General features: G+C 29.7%; 17 protein-coding genes and 1 other RNA gene. 8 read left to right on the forward strand and 10 right to left on the reverse strand.

Annotated features, from left to right (window positions below; genetic code table 11):
• The 4 genes from CQA76_RS07920 to CQA76_RS07935 form a co-directional block, all read left to right on the forward strand.
• On the forward strand, positions 1-769 hold a 769-nt coding region (locus CQA76_RS07920), incomplete at its 5' end, for a Cj0814 family flagellar-dependent secreted protein (protein WP_408608984.1).
• 105 nt (positions 770-874) lie between these two features.
• Positions 875-1,480, forward strand: a complete 606-nt coding sequence (locus CQA76_RS07925; RefSeq protein WP_137622864.1) for an LOG family protein — start codon at positions 875-877, stop codon at positions 1,478-1,480.
• Positions 1,480-2,496, forward strand: a complete 1,017-nt coding sequence (mnmA, locus tag CQA76_RS07930; protein WP_137622865.1) for a tRNA 2-thiouridine(34) synthase MnmA — start codon at positions 1,480-1,482, stop codon at positions 2,494-2,496. Before CQA76_RS07925 ends, mnmA begins: the two co-directional genes overlap by 1 nt.
• 76 nt (positions 2,497-2,572) lie before the next feature.
• A complete protein-coding gene (locus tag CQA76_RS07935) occupies positions 2,573-2,869 on the forward strand; it encodes a hypothetical protein (protein ID WP_137622866.1) in 297 nt (98 codons plus the stop codon).
• Between the two features lie 91 nt (positions 2,870-2,960).
• Here CQA76_RS07935 and ffs read toward each other — a convergent pair.
• The 5 genes from ffs to CQA76_RS07960 all read right to left on the reverse strand — a co-directional run bounded on the left by ffs (position 2,961) and on the right by CQA76_RS07960 (position 8,010).
• Positions 2,961-3,058: signal recognition particle sRNA small type (gene ffs, locus CQA76_RS07940), an RNA gene on the reverse strand.
• A gap of 129 nt (positions 3,059-3,187) precedes the next feature.
• Positions 3,188-4,828, reverse strand: a complete 1,641-nt coding sequence (locus CQA76_RS07945) for a flagellar hook protein FlgE (RefSeq protein ID WP_137622867.1) — start codon at positions 4,826-4,828, stop codon at positions 3,188-3,190.
• Positions 4,829-4,839: 11 nt separating this feature from the next.
• Positions 4,840-5,745 (reverse strand): flagellar basal body rod modification protein, encoded by a 906-nt coding sequence (locus tag CQA76_RS07950; protein ID WP_137622868.1) that lies wholly within the window; start codon positions 5,743-5,745, stop codon positions 4,840-4,842.
• A gap of 57 nt (positions 5,746-5,802) precedes the next feature.
• Positions 5,803-7,671 carry a flagellar hook-length control protein FliK gene (locus tag CQA76_RS07955; protein ID WP_137622869.1) on the reverse strand — a complete coding sequence of 623 codons (1,869 nt, stop codon included), beginning with the start codon at positions 7,669-7,671 and terminating at the stop codon, positions 5,803-5,805.
• Positions 7,672-7,686: 15 nt separating this feature from the next.
• Positions 7,687-8,010 carry a hypothetical protein gene (locus tag CQA76_RS07960; RefSeq protein ID WP_137622870.1) on the reverse strand — a complete coding sequence of 108 codons (324 nt, stop codon included), beginning with the start codon at positions 8,008-8,010 and terminating at the stop codon, positions 7,687-7,689.
• A 126-nt stretch (positions 8,011-8,136) separates the two neighbouring features.
• Between CQA76_RS07960 and typA the strand changes: the two genes are divergently transcribed.
• From typA to CQA76_RS07975, 3 genes are all read left to right on the forward strand, one after another.
• A complete protein-coding gene (typA, locus tag CQA76_RS07965; RefSeq protein ID WP_137622871.1) occupies positions 8,137-9,945 on the forward strand; it encodes a translational GTPase TypA in 1,809 nt (602 codons plus the stop codon).
• A complete protein-coding gene (locus CQA76_RS07970) occupies positions 9,945-10,583 on the forward strand; it encodes a poly(A) polymerase (RefSeq protein ID WP_137622872.1) in 639 nt (212 codons plus the stop codon). Before typA ends, CQA76_RS07970 begins: the two co-directional genes overlap by 1 nt.
• A gap of 93 nt (positions 10,584-10,676) precedes the next feature.
• A complete protein-coding gene (locus CQA76_RS07975; protein WP_137622873.1) occupies positions 10,677-11,720 on the forward strand; it encodes a c-type cytochrome in 1,044 nt (347 codons plus the stop codon).
• A 21-nt stretch (positions 11,721-11,741) separates the two neighbouring features.
• On the opposite strand, the gene CQA76_RS07980 is transcribed toward CQA76_RS07975, so the two are convergent.
• Positions 11,742-13,085 carry a DUF2130 domain-containing protein gene (locus tag CQA76_RS07980; protein ID WP_137622874.1) on the reverse strand — a complete coding sequence of 448 codons (1,344 nt, stop codon included), beginning with the start codon at positions 13,083-13,085 and terminating at the stop codon, positions 11,742-11,744.
• Between the two features lie 78 nt (positions 13,086-13,163).
• On the opposite strand from CQA76_RS07980, the gene CQA76_RS07985 reads away from it, so the two are divergent.
• The gene (locus CQA76_RS07985) at positions 13,164-14,360 is read left to right on the forward strand and encodes a multidrug effflux MFS transporter (protein WP_137622875.1); all 1,197 of its coding nucleotides are present in this window, start codon (positions 13,164-13,166) and stop codon (positions 14,358-14,360) included.
• A 37-nt stretch (positions 14,361-14,397) separates the two neighbouring features.
• On the opposite strand, the gene CQA76_RS07990 is transcribed toward CQA76_RS07985, so the two are convergent.
• The 4 genes from CQA76_RS07990 to CQA76_RS08005 all read right to left on the reverse strand — a co-directional run bounded on the left by CQA76_RS07990 (position 14,398) and on the right by CQA76_RS08005 (position 22,338).
• Positions 14,398-16,527: a hypothetical protein gene (locus CQA76_RS07990; protein WP_137622876.1), complete on the reverse strand. Its 2,130-nt coding sequence runs from the start codon at positions 16,525-16,527 to the stop codon at positions 14,398-14,400.
• A 110-nt stretch (positions 16,528-16,637) separates the two neighbouring features.
• Positions 16,638-18,110, reverse strand: a complete 1,473-nt coding sequence (locus tag CQA76_RS07995) for a pentapeptide repeat-containing protein (protein ID WP_232364922.1) — start codon at positions 18,108-18,110, stop codon at positions 16,638-16,640.
• A gap of 2 nt (positions 18,111-18,112) precedes the next feature.
• Complete coding sequence (locus CQA76_RS08000) at positions 18,113-18,595, reverse strand: hypothetical protein (RefSeq protein ID WP_137622877.1); 483 nt, start codon at positions 18,593-18,595, stop codon at positions 18,113-18,115.
• Complete coding sequence (locus tag CQA76_RS08005) at positions 18,595-22,338, reverse strand: class I SAM-dependent DNA methyltransferase (protein WP_137622878.1); 3,744 nt, start codon at positions 22,336-22,338, stop codon at positions 18,595-18,597. The genes CQA76_RS08000 and CQA76_RS08005 overlap by 1 nt, the downstream gene beginning before the upstream one ends.
• Positions 22,339-23,117 lie beyond the last annotated feature (779 nt).

Genomic DNA, 23,117 nt, shown 5'->3' on the forward strand with positions numbered 1-23,117 from the left:
AAATACTATCAAGCAATACTATGATAAATTCAATGATATTATTAATCATACTTTTAACGATACCAATAAAACAAGTTTTAGTGAAGCAGATTTAAATAGCTTGCCTAAAGGTGTAAGTATGTCAGTAGGAGATTTTGATTTTGCTTCACCTCTAAATTTTGAAAGCAAAACCATAACAAATTATTATAACACCCAAGAACAATACGATGAAATGATTCAATTAGGAATGTTTGCAAGTATCAATACAGGATTGCAAAAATTAGATTTTACTCCTCAAAGTATGCAAACTCAAAATACATCAAACAAATATACTTTTAATCCTGATATGTCATTTTATCCAAAAAATGAAGATGGAACTTATACTAGAGAAGATTTATTTATGAGTTTTTTAAAATCTACAGGTGCTGATGCTCTAAAAGGTGGTGATACCAAAATGAATCCAATAGTTAAATCTTTTAAAGAAGCTATGGCTAAAGAAAGCTTTGATGGATCATTAGCTTCCTTAGACGACATTATGACAGGCAAGGTTGATTTTGCAAGTTTATTAAAAGGCTATGCACAAGATGGTTGGCTTGACGCAGATATTTATGCAATGGAAAAAGGAGTTAAATGGCAAAATTCTGTTATAGGTTATGGTGGAGCTTGGTTTGATAATCAGTTTAATCAAGCAAAAGCTAGTGGCTGGAAAGCAAGCAGTGAAAGTATCAATTCTTATGTTGGATCTATAATGGATAGATTAAATAATCTCATAGGACAAACTAGGGTTTAAGTTTTTTGTAACTTAAAAATTAAATATCATTACTTGATACATCAATAAAGCACTTTTTATTAAATTTTTGGCTAGAATGAATTTTATTTTTTAAAGGTTATTAAAATGGAACAAAAAATAAGCCAAGATTTAGAAAAATTTGCTAATATACCAAACCTGAAAAAAGCTATAACCTTTTTTGGATCTGCAAGATTTAAAGAAGATAGTTTTTACTGCCAACAAGCAAAAATTCTCGCACAAAAATGCATTGAAAATGATTTTTGCGTGATCAGTGGTGGTGGTGGTGGCATTATGCGTGCTGCTAATGAAGGGGCTTTTAATGCCAAAAAAAATACAAATTCTATCCATTCTGTAGGCTTTAATATATTTTTGCCTCATGAACAAAAATTAAATGAATTTGTAGAGTATAATATAACTTTTGAGAGCTTAGCCATACGCAAAATGGCTCTTATTGAAAAGAGTCTCGCTTTTGTGATCTTCCCAGGCGGCTTTGGAACACTTGATGAACTATGTGAAATTCTTGTGCTTAAACAACTTGAATTTAAGAAAAATGTTCCTATTATTTTGTTTGGGAGTAAATTTTGGCGAGGCTTTGATGAGTTCGTCAGAAATTCTTTACTCGAACAAAAAGTCATTTCAAAAGGAGATGAGTTAAAGTATAAAATCACTGACGACTTAGATTTTATAATTAAAACTTTAAAGGAACTTTAATGAAAATTTTAGTCGCAATGAGTGGGGGAGTTGATAGCACAGTAACTGCTTACAAATTGAAAAATGCGGGACATGAAGTCATAGGTTGCTATATGAAACTGCATGGCAAACCAAATTATCATGAAGAAAATATCAAAAAAGTAGAAAAAGTAGCCAATTTTTTACAAATTCCTTATCATATTTTAGATTTGCAAGAGGATTTTAAAGATAAGGTTTATATGCCTTTTGTCAATACTTACAAAGAAGGCAAAACTCCAAACCCTTGCGCTTTATGCAACCGTTTTATCAAGCTTGGAAAACTTCTTGAATTTGCAAAAAGTTTAGGTTGTGAAAAATTAGCCACAGGGCATTACGCAAGACTTGAAAATAATCTTATCCGCACAGCAATTGATGAAAGCAAAGATCAAAGTTATTTTTTAGCAAGCGCTGATAAAGAGGCTTTAAAATACCTTATCTTTCCTTTAGGGGAAATGAAAAAAGAGGATGTTAAAGCTTTTGCTTCTACTATCGAGGTTTTAAAATCTTTTGCTACCCAAAAAGAAAGTTCTGAAATTTGCTTCGTAGAAGATAGCTATGTGCAAGTTTTAGATCAGTTTATGGATACAAAAATTCCAGGTGAAGTGCTAGACAGTAGCGGAAAAGTTGTGGGTAAACATGAAGGTTATATGCACTATACTATAGGAAAAAGACGGGGTTTTGAAGTCAAAGGAGCGCATGAGCCTCATTTTGTTTTAAAAATCAATCCTCAAAAAAATCAAATTGTCGTAGGCAAAAAAGAAGAATTGAAAATCGATGAATTTGAGCTAAAAAATATCAATTTATTTATAGAAGCAAAAAATCTAAATTGTGAAGTTAAAATTCGCTATAGATCCAAATCTACCCCTTGTGAAGTTAAAATTTTTGAAGACAATAGCGCAAAAATCACACTCAAAGAAAGCGTTTATGGTATAGCAAGCGGACAAATGGCTGTATTTTACGATGGGGATAAAGTTATCGCTAGTGGTTTTATAGAATAATATTAAACTTTTTATGTGATATTAAAGAAAGATGATTATAATTACTTTTTTTAAATTTTTATCAAAGGAATTATTTATGAAAAAAATTATTTTAGGTTCAGCTGCATTATTTTTTCTAATTGGTTGCGGTAATAATGTAGAAGATGTTGTAAAAAATTCTAAAAGTATTGAATATTATAGCAAAAACATAGAAGAAGCCAAAGCCAAAGTTAAAGAATGTGCAGCAAAACAAGATGTTTTAATCAAAGAACAACAAGAAATAGCTTCTGGAGGAAAAATTCCTAGCAAAGAATTGATCGAATGTTCAAATGCTAGACAAGCCGTTGAAGATGTTTCAGACAATACAGAATCTGAAAACAATGAGAGCAACTAAAACTATGAGCCGTTAGGCTTATAGTTAAAAATCTTCAAAATCACACTTTATTAATATATTTTATTCTTTCGTAGATAAATAAGAGTTAAACCCTTTCTCAGATGGCTGCGGCACACACTACAATCAAGTGCTCTGCTGTGTTCCCACCCTGAAGCGGTGCTTAAAAATAGCGTTGCACAGGTCTAAGAAAAGGCGAGTATTATTCTAGCATAATTGTCTTAAAAAGCCTTGATATTAATCAAACTTTTTAAAAATTTATCTTAATTGAAAAATTTATTTCTCAAAACAGAACAAAGATAAAAAGTAAATTATCTAAATTTACTTTTTCATATTAATAGCTTTTTGTATCATTTGATCACTTGTCGTAATACTCTTAGAGCTCGCATCAAAAGCTTTTTGAGTTACTATAAGATTTGATAATTCTACGCTAAGATCAACATTAGATTGTTCTAAATAACCCCCTTTAAATTTGGCTGTATTAACAACTTTTCCATCTTTCATAATAAAACTAGCATCGCCACTATTTGCAGTAGCTGCAAAAATATTATCTCCCATAGCAGCTAAACCTTGTTCATTGATAAAATTATAAAGAGCAAGTTTTCCTACAATAGCATTTTTTCCATTACTAAATTGTGCCACCACGCTACCATCATCTGTAATTTGATATTGTTGAAAAAATCCCTCTGCTAAACCATCTTGTTGGGTAAGAACATTTTTTTCTTTTCCTTCTTGTACATAAATTCCACTATATCCTGAACCTGGCTTACTAGGATCATAAGGAGTTCCTAAATCTATACTGATATTACCACCATTAGGATTTGCTACACTAGTAATATTATTTTGCAATAAAGCTCCGTTTTTATCAAATACTATATTTCCTTCTGTTGGATTTCCTACCGCTTCTCCATTAGAATCATAAATTTGTGCTGTGGCCTTATAAGTAATATTATCTCCACCATCTTCAGGAAAAATTCTTTCTAAGGTTAATCTAAGAGTGCTCTTACTTCCATCTGAATTATAAATTGGGGATTCTAAAATATCTTTATTTGCCTTTTGTTGTTCGGTTGAAATTTGCACAGAACTCAATTTTACACTATTAGGATCTAAACCTTTTAAGTCTAATTCATTGCTTTTAAAATTTAAATTCTCATCTAAAGTTGCTTCAAAACTCGTTTTAACTCCATTGTCATCTAAAAAATTTAAAATAATTCTATCTCCTGATTTTGCACTTAAAACATCTTCTTTGCTTACACTACCGCTTACTATATATTTTCCATCTTCAGTTTTTGTAACCTTAAATTTACTCGGGTCTAAATCAACCTTAACAACTTCCGTAGTTGTATTGGTGCTTAAATTGCCACTCCATTTGACATTTTTAGTCGGTTCTGGATTTAAGTACATATTAGTTGGGACTTGTAAAGGCTGCTGGGTTGTACTAGTACCTATACTAAAGCTATCGCTTGAATTCACTGTAAATCCACTATTTACAGGGCTTCCAGTATTTAAATAATCTCCCATCAAACCTGCAACCCTATCACTATAAGTGATTCCGCCAAAAGCGGGGTTCATAGTTCCTAAAACAAAATTTCCATAAGAATCTACTAAATATCCATTGGCATCTCTTCTAAAGGTTCCATTTCTTGTATAGTAAGCATTTCCATCAGCACCTAAAACACCGAAAAATCCTTTACCTTGCAAAGCGACATCAAATTCTCCTCCCGTAGCCGCAACAGAACCTTGTTCAAATATTACCTGAGAAGATGCTGCACCACCACCATAACCGCCTTGAGCCGGATTGGTTGATTGACTAGTTATGGTAGTATAAAATATATCTTTAAATTGCGCATCAGAGTATTTAAAACCGGTTGTATTAACATTGGCTATATTATTAGCGGTAATATCTATACCAAAGCTATTGGTTTTAACTCCTGAAATCCCATTATAAAATGCATTCATCATGACTTAAGCTCCTAGGCATTACTAGTACTATCATCAGATGTATTCTCTTCAGAATCCGAAGAATCTTCACTATCAGAAGATCCCTCATTATCGGAAGTTCCTTCATCATCAGATGGAGTTTGTACAGTAGAACTGCTTGATTTATATTCTGTAATTTCTTTGATCTGATCAAAAGGAACTTCTTTGCCAGCCATTTTAGCATAAGCTACACCATCTTTAAAAACAATCCCTTCAATAGGATAGGAACCATAACTTGCAGTAACTTTTTCTCCATTTTTATTATTGTACACCACCTTAACAGTATATTCACCATCTCCTGCATAAACGCCATCGTTATTTCTACCTGGCCACTCTAGAGTAAAGAGTCCTTTTGAAACTTCTTGCCCTTCACTACTCTTTTCAGAATAAACTAATTTATTATTTTTATCATATATTTCAAGGGTTAAACCCTTATCATCGGAATCTTCAGGCAAATACATCTTTAAAGCAATAACCTCATCTGAACCTGTAAGCTTAATTATATCTTCATCAACAGTTCCCATTTTACCGATAGCTCCTATAGCAGAAGTACTAAAGGCTGTAGAAAAAGAATCGGAAAGCTTTTGCATAGTCTCTACCATTTTTTGCATCGTTGTATTTGTATTTTGCTGCATTTCAAGAGCACTAAGTTGAGAAGTTTGCGTAAGCATTTTATCACTATCCATAGGATCAGTCGGATCTTGATGTTGCAACTCAATCAAAAGAAGTTTTAAAAAGGCATCCTTATCAAGAGTAGCATTTGGATTGCTTACTATACCCGAACTATTACTACTACTTGTGGAACTTGAACTATCTGTTTTTGTCGAACTGCTGCTAGAGCTTGAACTACTTGTGGAACTATTGTTGGTATATGTCCAATTGTTTGCTGATATTGCCATCTTAACATCCTTTTTATTTTAAGTCTTTTTTAATTAAAAGCAAAAAGTGTTCCAACTTTAGAAATATTTTGCTAAAACTAACTCTAAATTAATTTTTGAATTCTCGCCATTACCTTCTATAGTATCTTTAAAACCATAGCCACTACGATTTTTTCCTTTATTTTGATTTTGTTCTCTTTTTCCTTGATCGCTAAAATTCATTTCAAGTCCTGTAAATCCCATATTGACAAGAGAATTTTTAAATTCGGATTGATGCTGGATAAATAAATTCATAGCATTGGTATTAGAATTAAAATTAATATGAAGATTGCTTCCTCTTTGTACTAAAGTAACTTCTACTTCACCCAAATTGTTTGGATTAAGCGTGATGCTTAATTTTGTAATCGGTGCCTTATATTGCTCCACCGCCTCTTTAAGATCTGCTGAAAAATATTGCAAAGTCTCTTTTGGAGTAATGTTTCTTGTATTATTTTGATTAATTTTGCTTAGATCTTTAACTAAAGAATTTAAATCTTCTAAACCAACTTTATTCATAGTATCATCATTGTGATTTTTGGTTTGTTCTAAGGTGAAATTATTTTTAGTTTCATCCTTGTTAGTATTAAGATGTGTGTTATCCTTATTTTGCACAACCTGAGTTTTATTTAAATTTTCAAAATTTATTTTTTGTTCATTTAAATTTAGCTTTACATCTTTATTGTTTATTTTATCATCTTTTAAAGTAATATCTTTTTGAGTTAAATTAGAACTTAAATTTTGAGAATCTTTAAGTATTTCTTTATTGGAATTTTTATCCAAATTTGTATTTTGGCTCTCATTGTTTGATTCTTTAATTTGCTCTTTTGTGTTTTTTTGCACTTGTTTATCTTCAATTTCCATCTCATTCGGATTTTTTAAATTATCTTTTGATTTATCTTGCTTTTCTCCGATTTTAAAATCTATTTTTTCATCTAATTTATCTTGTTTTTCCTCAATGTTAAAATCTATTTTTTCATCTGAATCTTGTAAAGTATCTTTAATTTTATCTTGCTCTATATTTAAGTGAGTATCTTTACTTTTAATATCTTTTGAAACATCTTCGGTTTGAATTTTTTTATCCTTAATGTTTGAAATTTCAATACCAAGATCTTTATCTTCATTTTTGATTTTAATTTTTTCCTGCTTGTTTTCTTTGGTATTGATAATAGAATCTAAATTTTTTAAGGTTTGAGAAAGCAAGGAATGATCATCTTTTTTATTACTATGGGAGTGATTTGTTTTTTGTAAATTGTGATTTAAATTTTTACTTACATGTGCTATTTTGTTGTTAATCACTTCTTTAAAAACATTATCCACAACACCTTTAAAAAAATCCGCTTTATCAAGATTTGGAAAAGTAGCTTTTAAATCGAGCAAACGATCAACTTTAATATTTTTTACATTCAAACCCAAATCTTTAGCAATATCTAAAAGCTCATTAAGATTGGATGCACCCTTTAAAGCATTAAAATTTGCTTCTGTTTTTACAAGTTGGCTTAATTGACTAGAAAGATTTGCGAGTTTAATGTCTGCCGTATCTGCTTTTAGTTTATCAAGCAATGAAAGAATTTGCATAAAAGATGCTGATTCAAAAATACTGATTTTATCATTATCGTCAAATGTTCCCTTTTGAAGTTTGTTGATCGCTTCATTTACTACTTCTTTTTCGCTGATTTTCATATGATCAGGTAAAAATTCATTCGTCTCATCGATAGAATCAAGCAAAGAATTTAAAAAATTCTCTCTATCATTCTCTTGTTCTTGTGTATTTTGAATTGAATTTTTGTCATTGGCATTTGATTCTTTAGCCTTATGACTTGTTTTTGTCGTTTTGCTAAAAGAATCGCTTGATGAAGTCTTGCTTGGAGTAAGACTTAAGACATCGCTTTGAGGGGTTACATTTGACATAACTTTATCCTTAAATTATTTTAAAAATTTATCTGCCGCCAAGTTAGGAAATTTTTCTTCTAAATATGAGTTTTCGTAAATTTTAATCATTTTATTGTCATTTAAAAGAATAAGAATTTCCAAAAGCTCATCTAAATTTTTTGCTTGCATGATTTTTTCAAGACTCTCTTCATTTTCTAAAATTTCTGTAAGCTCACTTGAAATTCTTGCCATTTTTTCATCTTTATTTGTTTTTAAAACTTCTAAAAGATCTAAAACTTGAAGTAAAACTTCATTTTTTCTATCAACTAAATCCGTGTTTAATTCTATAAAGAACTCTTCATTAAATGGTTTTGACATTTTAACTTCCTTTTTAAAAATGATATTACTCAGTTTAAAGCAAGAAGTGTTCCAACTTTTTATTTTTCTAAAATTAAGCAAAATTTTTATATAATCTTGGCTTTGAAATTAATTATGGAGAAACCTTTGGAAAATATCAGAAATATAGCTGTTATTGCACACGTTGATCACGGCAAAACAACAATGGTAGATGAATTGCTTAAACAATCAGGAACTTTTAGTGAAAGAGAACAAATTTCAGAACGCGTAATGGATAGCAATGACATAGAAAAAGAAAGAGGTATTACTATACTTTCAAAAAATACCGCCATTAATTATAAAGGAACTAAAATAAATATTATAGACACTCCGGGTCACGCTGATTTTGGGGGAGAAGTAGAACGTGTTTTAAAAATGATCGATGGGGTTTTACTTTTAGTTGATGCCCAAGAAGGCGTTATGCCACAAACTAAATTCGTGGTAAAAAAAGCTTTATCCTTAGGACTTAAACCTATAGTAGTGGTCAATAAAATCGACAAGCCAGCAGCCGATCCTGAAAGAGTTATCAATGAAATTTTTGATCTTTTTGTGGCTCTTGATGCAAACGATGAACAACTTGATTTCCCTATCGTTTATGCAGCTGCAAAAAATGGCTATGCTAAATTAGATCTTAATGATGAAAGTGACAATATGGAGCCGCTTTTCCAAACTATACTTGAAAAAGTTCCCGCACCAAGTGGCACAAATGACAATCCTTTACAACTTCAAGTTTTCACCCTTGGCTATGATAATTTCGTAGGCAAGATAGGGATTGCAAGAATTTTTAATGGTATAGTGAAAAAAAATCAAAACGTAATGCTTGCAAAAGCTGATGGCACAAAAGTCAATGGTAGAATTTCTAAACTCATAGGTTTCATGGGCTTAGAAAAAATGGATATTGAAGAAGCAAAAAGTGGCGATATAGTCGCGATAGCCGGTTTTGAAGCCTTAGATGTGGGTGATAGCGTTGTAGATCCTAACAATCCTATGCCACTTGATCCACTTCACATAGAAGAGCCAACGCTAAGTATCGTTTTTTCAGTCAATGATGGCCCATTAGCAGGAACAGAAGGTAAGCACGTTACCTCAAATAAAATCGCTGAACGCCTAGAAGCAGAGATGAAAACCAATATCGCGATGAAATATGAAAGCACAGGCGAAGGTAAATTTAAAGTCAGCGGTAGGGGTGAACTTCAAATCACTATTTTGGCCGAAAATATGCGTAGGGAAGGTTTTGAATTTTGCATGGGAAGGCCTGAAGTTATTGTAAAAATAGAAGATGGTGTAAAAACTGAACCTTTTGAACATTTAGTGATCGATGTACCGGAAGAATTTAGCGGTGCTGTCATAGAAAAACTAGGCAAAAGAAAAGCTGAAATGAAAACAATGGCACCAACAGGAGATGGACAAACAAGACTTGAATTTGAAATTCCAGCTCGTGGGCTTATAGGTTTTAGATCTCAGTTTTTAACCGATACTAAAGGCGAAGGCGTGATGAATCATAGCTTTTTAGAATTCCGTCCTTTTAGTGGTGCGGTAGAAAAACGCAATAATGGGGCTTTAATTTCTATGGAAAATGGCGTAGCGTTGGGGTATTCTTTGTTTAATCTCCAAGAACGCGGTGTGCTTTTTATCGATCCACAAACTAAAGTTTATACAGGAATGATTATCGGGGAACATTCTCGCCCAAATGACTTAGATGTTAATCCTATCAAAGGTAAAAATCTAACCAATGTTAGGGCTAGCGGAAGCGATGACGCTATTAAACTTGTTCCACCTAGAAAATTAAGCCTTGAAAGAGCCTTAGAGTGGATAGAAGAAGATGAACTTGTGGAAGTTACACCTCAAAATGTACGTGTTCGCAAACGTTATCTTGATCCAACCCAAAGAAAAAGAATGGAAAAAGCAAAGTCTTAATGGACTTAAAAAGCTTAGAAAATCAAAGAATTTTAATACTTAAACGCTTGAAAATTTTAAAAATTTTAAGCGTTTTTGAAGCCTTTATCGTATTGTTTTTAGCTTTTGTATTTATAAAAGATGCGATGATATCTCTTATTTTAGCTATTTTTGTAGGCATTTTTTTCTTTCGTTTTACCTCTAAAAAACTCATCCTTGCTAAAAAAGAATTACAAATTAACGCTCTTAATCTCTTTCTTAAACGTTTTGGAGCCAAATTTAAAAAAGAGGGTTTGAGTCAAAAAGATTTTTTAAAATTGGAATTTGTGCAAAATTTAAAAGATTTCAAAAGTCAAAATTGCTTTGATTTTAAGGAATTTAAAATCTATGATGTGCAATTTATCAATGAAAATAAACAATTTTTTTGTGGAATTTTGCTACACGCTTTAAATTTAAATAAAAAGCAAGAATTCAATAATGATATTTATACAAAACTCCAAAATAAAAATTTCACCCTAGATTATATTCTAAACAAGGATAATTGTTTTCTTATTGCAACTTTAAAAAATCCTTTTTTTGTCGACTTAAACAAGAATTTAAATGACAATTTTGAAATTTTAGAAAAGAACTTAAACTCTATAAAAAATAAATTATTTTAATCGATATAATTTATATTTTTTATAACATCAAATATTTAAATTTGTGATAGAATAAATTTTAATAATCAAAAAAAATATCTAGGAGATAGATTTATGAAAAAATATGTTTTATTTTTAAGCCTTTGTTTAACTTTAAGCCTTAATGCTAAAAGTGTAAATGATTACAAAGTAGGTGAGGAACTAAATGATAAAGAAGGCGTTGCTTATTTTAAAGAACTTTCAAAAAGACCCGAACAAGAATGGCCAAATAAAAATTTAAGTATCAATGACGTGCCAAAAGGCAAAGAAGGGGACTTAATCCGCTATGGTATCAAGCTTTTAAGCAAAACAGAAAGCACTCTAGGACCTTATAGCAAACTCAAAAAAACTAACAATGAAGTTAATTGCATCTCTTGTCACATGGACAATGACGGCAATGGCTTACCGGGAACTAAAAAATACGTCATCCCATTTTTAAATGCAATCAATAATTATCCGAGATTAGATATAGAAACAATGAAAATCATTTCTTTAGAGGATAGAATTCGTGGTATGGGCGGAACTGATTCTCATAGACTTCCTGATAATTCTAAAGAAATGAAAGCGATTGTGGCTTATTTAAAATGGCTAAAAAGTGCTTATGGAATCAAAGATGGAGTGAAATTGCAAGGTGAATTCTTTGCTGAAATGAAATTCCCAAATCGTCCTGCTGATCCAGTTCGCGGTAAAAAACTTTTTGAAGAAAATTGCGTCGCTTGTCACGGAGAAAGGGGACTTGGAGTAAAAAATGCAAACTATGAAAAAGGCACTGGGCATTTATATCCATCATTGCTCATCTATCCTGATGGCGGACATATGGCTATGATTCCATTTTTAGCAAGATTTTTAAAATCCGCTATGCCTTTTGGTGCAAGTGCTGACAATCCTATCTTAAGCGATAATGATGCTTTAGATATCGCAGCTTATGTTAATACAGGCTTTGTAAGAATGCCGATCACCACAACAGAAAACCGCGCAGGACTTGACACAGCCTATAGCAAATCTCCGTCCTTAAAACCTGAATATTTTGCTTCACCACAACAAAATTTAGATCCTAAAGAATACATCAAAGTCAAATACGGACCTTGGAAAAATCCAAACTATTTTCCAGGAGAATAATTGATTTGGGACTCTCCCAAATCAATCTTCCTTAGCTAAATTCTCAAGACTTTTAATCCCTTCTTCACCGATTAAATTTTCACCTTTTAAATCACTAAATATCGCATTTAACGAACTTACAATAGCCGTGGAATTAAAACTTAAATTCTCTATAGCTCTTTCTCTTTTTTTCCATATATTTTGCAAGGCTCTTTTTTCAGCCTCAAGATCTTCTCTCATCGTTTGATAAGTTTTGAGTATGAAGGTGATTTGAGTATTGAATTCTTTAGAATTTAAATACTCATATAAAATATGATTTTTTTCATCCTTATTTTGTAAAGCATTTTTTAATTTGTAAGCATTGATTATACTTTCTCTAAGCACAGCTAAAACGCCTTTAAACTCGCTAAAAGTGCAGATTAAAATTCCCTCTTTAAAATGCGTTTTTTCTTTATCTTTAGGCATGGTTTTTGTGATCAAAACCGCGACATCACTTTTTGCAGCTATGCTATCTAGTTTTAGTTTATCTAGCCATTCTTTATTGAATTCTTTAGTGCGCTTGCTCTCGTATAAAATTTTGCCACAAGTATTTCCAAAGGCGTCCTTAACGATGTGCAAACAATCCGCCCCGTTAACGCCTTTTGGCACTTCTTTAACCTCATCACTAAAATATTCATTTTGGATATATTCTTCGATAAGCAGTTCTGCTGCTTCGCCTTGGAGTTGCTGTGATCCTTGCTCGACTTTACGTTTTGCCGCGTCAAGTTCTTGAGTGACACTTTTAAATTTAATCTCAAGTTCTTTAAATTTTATGTCTTGCTCTTCATTTTTGCTTTGAAATTCAAGACGAATTTTTTCCTTTTCCAACTCTAAATTCTTTTTTTCTTGCTCTTTAAATTCCTTAAAAGCCTCTTCTTTGATTTGCAATTTTAATCTTTCTTCATTTTCTTTTTGCTCTCTTTTTAGTCTTTCATTTTCAGCCTTTAAAGTCAAAAGTTCGCTTAACTCTTTACTTTTTTTATCAAGCTCTTCTTGTATGATTTTCTTTTCATTTTCATGTTCTTTAGCAAATTTTTCCATAAAATCTTTTTGAAAGTTTTGTTTTTGTAAAAGCAATTCTTGCTCAATTTTTTGTTTTTCAATATCAAGCTTTTGACTGACTTGTTCACTGATGAGTTTTTCTTGTTCGGCCTTTTGTGCTTTTAGCTCGGATAAAATTTTAGAATACTCCGCCCTTTTTTCATTGACTTCTTTTTCAAATTCTTGCTTTTGTTTTTGCATATCTAGTTTAGCTTTGTCTAAAATTTGAGTGTATAAAGCTAAGCTAATATCGATAAAATTTCCGCAATTTGGACATTTTATTTTTTCATTTTGAAAATTTTGCAAATTCCTTCCTTTTGTTAAATGGATTTTTTATAAAAATTATATTAAATTATAGCTTTTTACTTTTTAAAAAGGTAATTTATGCAAAAACAAACACAAATTCACGGCTTTAAAAAATTAAAACTTATTATCATCCTTGCTTTGATGTCAAGTATAGCGCCACTTTCTACGGATATGTATTTGCCTGCGCTTTCTCACGTACAACAAAGCTTTCAAACGAGCCCTTTTTTAACCCAACTTAGTCTTGCTAGTTTTTTTGTCGCTTTTGCTTTAGGACAGCTTATATATGGGCCTTTAAGTGATGTTTTTGGAAGAAAAATTCCCGCTTTGATGGGAATTTTATTTTTCATCATCTCTAGTTTTTTTTGTGTGATCATCGACAATATTTATGCTTTCATAGCTCTAAGATTTTTTGAAGCGCTTGGAGGTTGTGCTGGGGTTGTGATCGCAAGAGCAATCATCAATGACTTGTTTGAGATCAAAGAAGCGACGGGAATTTTTGCTTTGATGATGATTTTTAGCTCCCTTGCTCCTATGCTCTCACCTACTTTTGGAGGATTTTTACTGGGATATTTTTCTTGGCATAGTATTTTTACAACCCTATTTGCTCTTGGAATTTTACTTTTTTTAATGATACTTTTTGGACTTAAAGAATCTGCACCCAAAACGGCTGAAAAACAAATATGTCCTAGTGAAATTTTAAAAAAATACAAAATTGTCCTTAACGATAAAACGTTTTTAACTTGTGTTATATGCGTATCTTTTGCACTCGCTGCAATGTTTGCTTATATTACTGGATCTAGTTTTGTTTTTACGCAGTTTTTTGGTATTAGTGAGCAAAAATTTGCACTAATTTTTGGAGCTAATGCTTTAAGCTTTGTTATTTGTGCGAATATCAATGCAAGATTGGTTTTAAAATTTGAAAGCAAAAAAATACTTTCTAAAGCTTTGATGATCATGCTTTTATCAACTATCATTTTACTTGTGAATGCTTGTTTGTTTCCAAATTTATTTCTTTTTGAATTCAGTCTTTTAACAAGTATAGCTATGTTGGGTTTTATCGCACCAAATACTGTGACTTTAGCCATGGCAAGATTTAAAGAAAATAGCGGAACAGCTTCAGCTATACTTGGAACTATGCAATTTGGCTTTGCAGGCATTATATCTTGCATCGTCGGTGCCATAAATGCCAATACACCGATAATCCTTGCTTTAGTGATGTTTATTTGTGTTTTGATCGCTAATGGAGTGTATTTCCTGGCTAAACCTAAAATTTAGCTAGACACTATAGAATTTTTACGTGCGGTTTTTATACTTATTTTAATTCTTTTATATCATGATATAGTTTTACTAAATGTTCGATAGATGTATCTAAAATAGGTTCATACATAAAAGAATTTATATGAATATTATCTGAAGTGATTGCCAAAACTTTTCTAATTATAAAGTCCTGTTTTTCATTTATTATGTTTTGTTCTTTGGCTAATTTATATAATTCTCTAGTCTGATTGTTGGTGATTTTGTTTTGTAAATTTATTTTAGACAATATAAATTCTTCTACTTTTAATCTAATTCCGATTGATAAGACTATTTTATTTTGCAATTCTATAGAATTAATATTATTAGAATTTACAATTTCATCGCAAGTGTTATAAATAAAATCTAGTAAATTATCATTTTTATTTATATTGACTTGATATTCTTGAAGATTATTTTTTAAAACATTTAAAACTTCTTCCACTTTTATATTTTTTGTATCGTCTTTTATATGTAGACAACTTGTTAATAATAAATATTCTTTATCTTTTTCATTTTTAGTATATTCTAAAATATTTCTAACAAAAGGCATCAAAGTAATAAAATTTTTTTCAATATTTTCATTATTTTTTTTAAGAGATTTTATAAATTCTTTAGCATATTCACCCCTTTCAAACATAATCTTCCTTTCATTGTTTCTATTTATCATAAATTTTGATGCACCAAATCTCGCTATAGCTCTATAAAAATCAAAATTATGCGTCATAATTATAATCTTAAAATTTACATTTTCTCGTATATCATCGAGATACTCTACGACAGCGTGTTTATTTCTATAATCAAAAGAATCTACAATGTCATCAAATATAAACAAAATAGGCTTGTTTGTATTTTTCTGGGCTTCTATCTCAAATAATATTTGCAAAATATACAAAGCCCTTTTTTCTCCATTGCTTAAAATCTCTTCTAGCTTTTCTTTATTAATAATTTTTTCATTTATATCGTCCTTAAATTTAAAAACAAATTTTGCTACTTCATTTTTCAATAAAACATCATCTTGATTCTCTATGCCAACTTCAAAAGGAACTATAAATCTACTATTAAATATTTCTATAATCTTTTTCCATGATTCTTGTTCTAATTTTGAATCATTTATAATTTTTTGTATTTTTTCTTTTTGATTTTCATATAACGAAACTAGATCTTCAATTTCATTTATTTTTTTATTAAGATACGAGAATATTACTTCTTTTCTAAATTCTTCATAATTAATTAATTTTAATAAGATTCCCTTGTTCGCACTAATTGCTTCTTTGAAGTCTTTTAAATTTTGATTTTTTGTAATCTTTTTTTCAATATCATCAAATTTATTTTTTATCTCATCATTTTCTAAAATTCTATCAATTTCATTTTGTATTAAATTGTTTAAATTTTCGCTTGTTGTTATCTCTTGATTAGAAATTAATAATTTATGGCTTGCTAAGAAAAACCTATTATCACTTAGGGTATTTTGCAGCTCTTTAATTTTATGTGTTCCAAATTCTCCATTTTCTGTTTTTTTGAAAATTTTAGATGATAATAAAATTTCATTATATTTATCAAAGTAGCCTTGCAAAATCTCCTTGTTTGCATCAACAAATTCTTTTACTTTGTTCTTATCATCAAAAATATCGTGGTATTTAAACTCATAATTTTCTTTTGTTTCCTTTATAAAATCTATATTATCTGATAAAATTTGATAAAAATTTTTATTTGAAAATATTTTTAAAATTTCTTTTTCACAATCAGAACTACCTGTATATTTTTTTAAACTCTTTAATAAACTTTTCTTTTGCTTATCTAGTTGTGAAAAAATTTCATCATATTCTTTTTTCAACTTAGGGCTAGCCATAAAAGTAGTTACACTCTTAGAAGAATCAAATTCTCTATCATAAGAATCAAAAATAAAAATATCCTCTTTACTAATTTTTTCACCATTAAATTCAATATCAGCTTTTGATATTCTTTCTGGAAATATTTCATCTCTGATTTGCTTATCGTTTTTAATACTTTTAAATGTTTTTGCAAAAGAAGTTTTAAAAGTACCATTTTGAGCATAAAACAATAAAACATTTTTATCTGAAAAATCAAATTCTTTCTGCAGCTTCCCTATACCATAACAATTTTCTAAATTAAGTTTTAATTTCATTTTTACTCCTTACCTTGTATTGTTTTTATCTTATCTTTAATAAAATTGTGAAATTTATAATTATCCACTAAAACTTTCATCGTATTTCCTTGACTTGTATTTGTTTTTAGCTAGGACACTATAGAATTTTTACGTGCGGTTTTTTGGAGTGAAAAGACACAAAGCAAAAGAATAATACTATATAAAATACTTGTAGGTTTTATCGTTTTTTGCATAATCTCATCTTGATTTATGGTTTGCAAAATCTGCTCATATTTATCACCTAAAAATTCTTTTGCTATTTTTAGTTTTTCATCTTGCAAAATTGTGATATTTTCTTTATTATCTATAAGTGCTTTTTTAGCAGAATTTAACTCCGTAAAGGAAATATCTTTGTAATCCATACTTAGATTAAAATCCTTTTGAGATATTTTCGCTAAATTTAAAATAGCACTTGTATTAAAATCATTTAATTTTTTTTCTAATTGACTCTCATAAATTTTATCTGATGAAAATACACCTATAAAAGGGTTTATTAGTTGCGGCTTAACAATAATAATTGAAATTAAAATTATATAAACAATACAATTCAACCAATAAAATAATTTAGGCTTTGTTTCTATGCAAGAATAAAAATAACATAAAATAATTACAAAAAAACAATAAGCCAACGCTGCAAAAGTAATATACCAAAATGAACTTAATATTGTCATGTTTATAACTAAATAAATAGACGCAAGAAATATTACAAAGGTACATGAGATTAAGCTTGCAGCATACAATTTTTTTCTCTCAAATACTTTCCACACAATTACCATAGACGTAATTATAAAAATAAATATTCCCCAAAACCAAAAAATACTTTTTTCATTAAAACTTAAACTCAATAAAGACATTAAATAAATAAGAATTCCAAATATAGCAATATTCCAACTAGTAAAATTAATAATTCTAGTAAAACTTGTATGATGAAGACTTGTAATCCTATAAATACAAAGCAACAACAAATCAACAGTAAGATTAATAGAATTTTTATCTTGCGATTTGATAGCAACCAATCTCATATTATTTTTACTATGGCAATTTTCTACCTCAAATAATAATTCTTTTTCTTTGGCATAAAGCTCCAGTTTATGCCACTCTTGAGCTTCTAAGGTATTGTTTTGATTTGTTAAAACATCTTTAATAACCCTAAAAGAATCTTTACAATCTTTAGCGCATTTTAATTTATACTTATTTTCAATTTTAGAAATACTTTTTTCATTTTGTGTTTTGTTAATTTCATCTTTGTAATTTTTATCTTTATAATTATCCTTTATATAATTTTCTACTGATTTAAAATTTAATTTGTCTATATCAACATTAATTAAATTTACAGCTTTTTGCTCCTTAAAATAACAAGCACTAAAATTCGGAGCCTTTTCAAATGTTACCCCGTAAAAACTAGCCATTTTTTCAAATTCACACTCGTGAAAATCAGCATAATCATAAAAATGAGAATTGCTAAAATGGACATTATCTTTAAATGTTCCTTGTATTTTACATTGTTTTTCAAATACACAATTATCCATTTGAAAAACATCTAAACACTCTTGAAAATTCAAATTTATTTCTTGTCTAAAAATACAATTAAAAAAGAAAGTTTTTGAATTTGTTTTAACGCTATAGAAATATTTATTTCATTATCAAATATACAATTATTAAACATCAAAGGGTATATTTCAAACAAATGCAACAATTTATTGCAAGAATATTTGTCTATATTTATTTTTTGCTCTTCAATTTCAAAATTATTTTCATTATAAGATTTTATTGGAATTTTAAAAATGCAAAATACATCTGATAAATAACCAACATCACAATTTAAAATTCTTTTTATTTCTTTTTTTCCTACAACCTCATACGCATATTTTGGAATATTCTTCAATACCGTTTCAAAACTTTCAAATGATCGAGTTCTTATAGAACTCTTTAATTCTTGAATACACAAATAAATGTCTTCTGGTTCCAAATAAGTATTAATTTTATCAATTTCTTTTCTAATTTCTTTTTCTATTATTCGCTCTTGTTCTTTTGTTAGTTCTTCCATTACTTGCCTTCGATTATTTTTATCTCGTCTTCGGTGAGATTGTAGAGTTTATAAACTAAAGTGTTTATTTTGTCTTCTTGAATTTTGGTATCTGCGTTTTTGTCTTGTTCTTTGGCTTTTAAAATCTCATCGACTAAGGTTGCTAACTCGTCAGCTGTTTTTTGATTTTTGGAATTTATCTTTGGTATAGGAAATCTTTCTACATATTGATTTGACAATAAAAAACCTTTATCAGAATACAAATGCCCTATATTTTTAAAATAATAAAAAATCAAACTAGAATTTAAAAACCCTAAAAGATAAGAAAGTTCATTTTTAGAATTCCCTGTCATAAATGCCATAGAATCTAACAAAACAAATTCTTTTTCTAAAATAAAACTTGGCTCTTGTGTTACTCTTTGCCAACCTATCTTTTCTTTTTCAAATTCTTGATAATAAGCAATATTATCTTGAGTTTCAAACCATTTATTGCTAGTTTTCTTTCTGCAACCTTTTTCTCCACTTTGTTCTATGCGTGGCAAAAATTGCGATAAATATTGTTTTAAAGCAGGGTATTGTTCTATATCGATTTTTAAGCTTGGAAAGGTTCCTATTATCCAAAGTCCTGCCCATTCATAAGCATACCTTTTTATATCGCGTCCGCGTAGCATTTTGCGTATGAGTTTGGCGGTGCGTTCTTTTTCAGCTTCATCTTTGCAATTTGCTAAAATCTCATTTCTTTTTTCAGTGGTGATGATAAAAGCTTCATTATAGCCCGTTTTTATCCCATAGTTGATATTAAGCCCATACCAATCCTTAAGCGGAGTGCCTATACGCTCTATCTTAGCCTTTAGGGCACTGATGTTTTCATCGCTAAAAGTAAAGCTTTCTTTACTTAAGGATTTTTGCGGAAGTTCTTTGAAATTTGTATTTAAAGCGATATGAAATTGACAAGCTTTTAAATTTTCATTATCTAAGGCAAGGTATTTGAAATAAGAATCTTTAGGCTTTAGTTTTTTAAAACTCAGTATGCTTGTATCCACTGTGGCGCTACCAAAAACTTTGACGCCATTTAGATCGATGTATTCGCAAATTTGAGTATTTTTGAGTAAAAATTCACGCAAAGCCTCGCCGTATCCTGCACGAGTGTATTTGTTAGATGTGATGAAAGATAAGACGCCGTTTTCTTTAAGCACATTAAAACCTAGCTCATAAAAATACGTATAAATATCGCTCGTGCCTTTATAAACCTTATAATTTTTCGCCAAATTTGGCTTAAGTTCTTTTATCTCTTCTTGTCTGATATAAGGCGGATTGCCGATGATGAGATCAAAGCCTTGAAAATTTCCGTTACTATCAAGCACTTCAGGGAATTCAAAACGCCACTCAAAAGGATGTGATTTTTCTAGCTCAAAAATACGTTCATAAAGATCTAAAAGTTTTTTAAATTCTTTTCTTACGGCTTTTTCATCAAAACTGAATTCAAACATATTTTTAGAAAAAAAGCTTTTAAATTTTTCATCGTGATGTTCATCAGCTAAAAAATCGCCGTATTTTTTAGAATACTCGTTTGCGTTGTTGGTTAGTTGTTTGATTTCTTTGGCAAATTTGTCTTTAAGGCAAAAATTTTTAAAAGATTCTTTGAGGTTTTTGATTTCTTTAGCGATGAGATTTTTATCGGTGTAAAATCCTTCCTTATAGTCTTTAACTATGTGTTGATACTTTTTCATACGCTCTTTGATGTTAGGGTAATGCGATAAAGACTTTTGAGTGTCAAAATACGCGATCAAAGAATTTCCGCATTTTATGTTTATGTCGATGTTGGGTAGGGTTTTAAGATCATGATAATTCTCATCATCAAAACTTTGATAAAAACTATGCTTTAAAAGCTCTATCCAAAGTCTTAGTTTGGTGATCTCGCAAGAATTTGGGTTGATATCGACGCCAAAAAGATTGTTTTCTATGATGTCTTTTTTTGTGTGAAAAAGTTCTTGTTGAATCAAATGCGCTTTGTCTTTGTGCGTGCTTGGGCGTTTGTATTCTATAAATTCACCTTTGCGATCGGTGATGAGAATTTCATCGTTTTGCACCTCTAGGTAAAATTCTTCTTCGAAAAGATTTAATTCATCATAAATGCTAAGCATCACATTTAAAGCAGAAACTAGAAAATGTCCGCTTCCCACGGCCGGATCGCAAATTTTGATGGAATTTAAAAGCTCTTTTTGTGCGTTTTTGTCTTCTTTTCTCAAAGCTTTTCTTAACTCGCTTATGTCTTTAGCCTCAAGATCGAATTTGGCGTTGAATTTATCAAGAACTACTTTTGTGATGCTTTCTTTACACATATAAGAAGTGATAAAACTTGGTGTGTAAAAACTTCCTTCTTTGTAGCCGTTGAGTTTTTCAAAAACATTTCCTAAAACGCTAGAGCTTATGAGTTCTTTTTGGCTTAGAAGTTCGCTTTGCTCATCATCGCTACCAAAATCAAAACTATCTAAAAATTCAAACAAATACTCTAAAAGCCTCACTTTTCCTTTTTTAGCTTTGCATTTATCATCCTTTAGCACCGTGTGTTTATAGTAATCAAGCTCTAAATCATTGCTTAAATTTGAAATTTCAAGGGTGTTTTCTATGCTTTGTTTTTCAAATAAAGATGAGTTAAGATAAGGTAAATAGGCAAATTCGCTTTTCTTTCTTGCACTTTTTTCTTTGGCTAAAATTTCAAAGAAAAGTTCGCTTAATTTGTCAAAATCAGGGATTTTTTTGAAATTTAGAAATTTCAAATTTTTATCATCATTAAAACGCACCAAATTTGACTCGATAAGCTTTAAAAATAAAATACGATTTAACCATAAAATCAAAAGTTTTAAAATGGTTTCAAAATTTTCTTCTTTAAGCTTGGAATTAATAGCCGTATAAAAAGTACCCTGCTCTTCTTTGCTTTCCTCACTTTTGGCGATGATAAGTTTTGAGTTTTGTTTGTTTTCACAAAGCCCTAGGATATACAAAAGCTCTTTATAAAAGGCGTTGTTTAAGGAATTTGCGTCGTTTGGATTGAATTCGGCCAATAAACAAGCTTTATTAAAAATTTTAAACAAAGGTTTTAATCTGCTAAAGCTTGGTTTTTCTTGCTCTAAGATCGGCCTTAAGTCGATGAAAATCCCTTTTAAAGTGCTTTGAAGATAAAGATCTGAATTTAAAAGCTTCTCAAATTCCTTGTAAATTTCATCGGTATTACCTTTAAAAAGGGAGGTTTTGCTTTCAAAATTTTCAAAAATCTCTTTGCAATGCTTGTTTTTGTTAAAAAGCTCTTCAAACAAATCCGCCTTAAAGATGAAAAAGCTGTAAAAATTTGTAATGATGATATGTTTAAGCGATGAATTTAAAGCTTTTCTTTCGCGAAGATAATACAAAATACACTCTTGCAAGGCTTTGCAATTGGGCTTGTTTTGGGTGAAAAATTCTTTAGAATGAGGCAATTTTGCTTCGATGATGACTTGAGTGGATCCATCTTTTTTTAAGGCTAAGTCTATACCGCTATTGCCTTTGTGTATGCTTTTGACTTCACATTCAAAATTTAAACTTTCAAAAAATTTGCTTAATGCATTTGCCACGAGAGAATCTTCGTTGTTTTTGAGATTGTTTTCGAGGTTGGTTTTATAGTCCTTTAAAATCTTAACAAAATCGTTTAATTCTGTCTCTAAAATAGGCTTTTTGCGATAATAAGGATTTAAAAATTCTTTTTCATTAAGCAAAGTAAAAAGCATCATCAACCTTTAATAAAAAAATAATTTATTATTTTACTAAATTTCACTTTTGATAAAGAAAAAATCGCTATAAGTTTTTTAATTTTTTAAGAATTTGCTAATATCTTTGTAAGTTTGTCAAGGACTTGTTTAAAAATTTCTCTAAGATCTTTTTAAATTTACTTGCTTTAGTTTTGTATCATATCCTAAATACTTGCATACCTTAATCAATATAATAAAAATTTATAAATATTATAAATCCATTAGAAGCAACTATTCCAACAATTAAAAACTACTATAATTTATCTTAATCTTTCTCAAACTACCCTAAAAAACTAAAATCCTTTTTCTAGTTATATAAAATCCTAAACCCACAAACCCAAATTCTAAAACCTAAAGCAAACCTATTCATAAACTAAACAACAAAGTTAAAACATACAAAGCATCCAAAGAAAAAAAATAAAAGATTAATTTAGCAAGATCCATAAAACTCATTTTAATAAGACTAACCAAACTAACCCTAAAAAGCTTAACTATACAAGACTAACTTAACCCTAAAAACCAATTAAAACCCACATAAACAAATACTCTAAACTTAAAAACTAAAACCCTTTTATACACACAACCTAATAAACCTAAAATAGAAAAAATCTAATAATATAAACCAAACCACAACTCATAAAAACAAACTAACCAATCTAAAACCTAACAATAACATTAAATCCAAAAACACTAAACCATATAAATAAGAATAAAAGATTAAATTAATAAGATAAAAAATATCATAAAAGATAAATACT

This window comes from Campylobacter aviculae (assembly GCF_005406215.1).
Lineage (GTDB): Bacteria > Campylobacterota > Campylobacteria > Campylobacterales > Campylobacteraceae > Campylobacter_D > Campylobacter_D aviculae.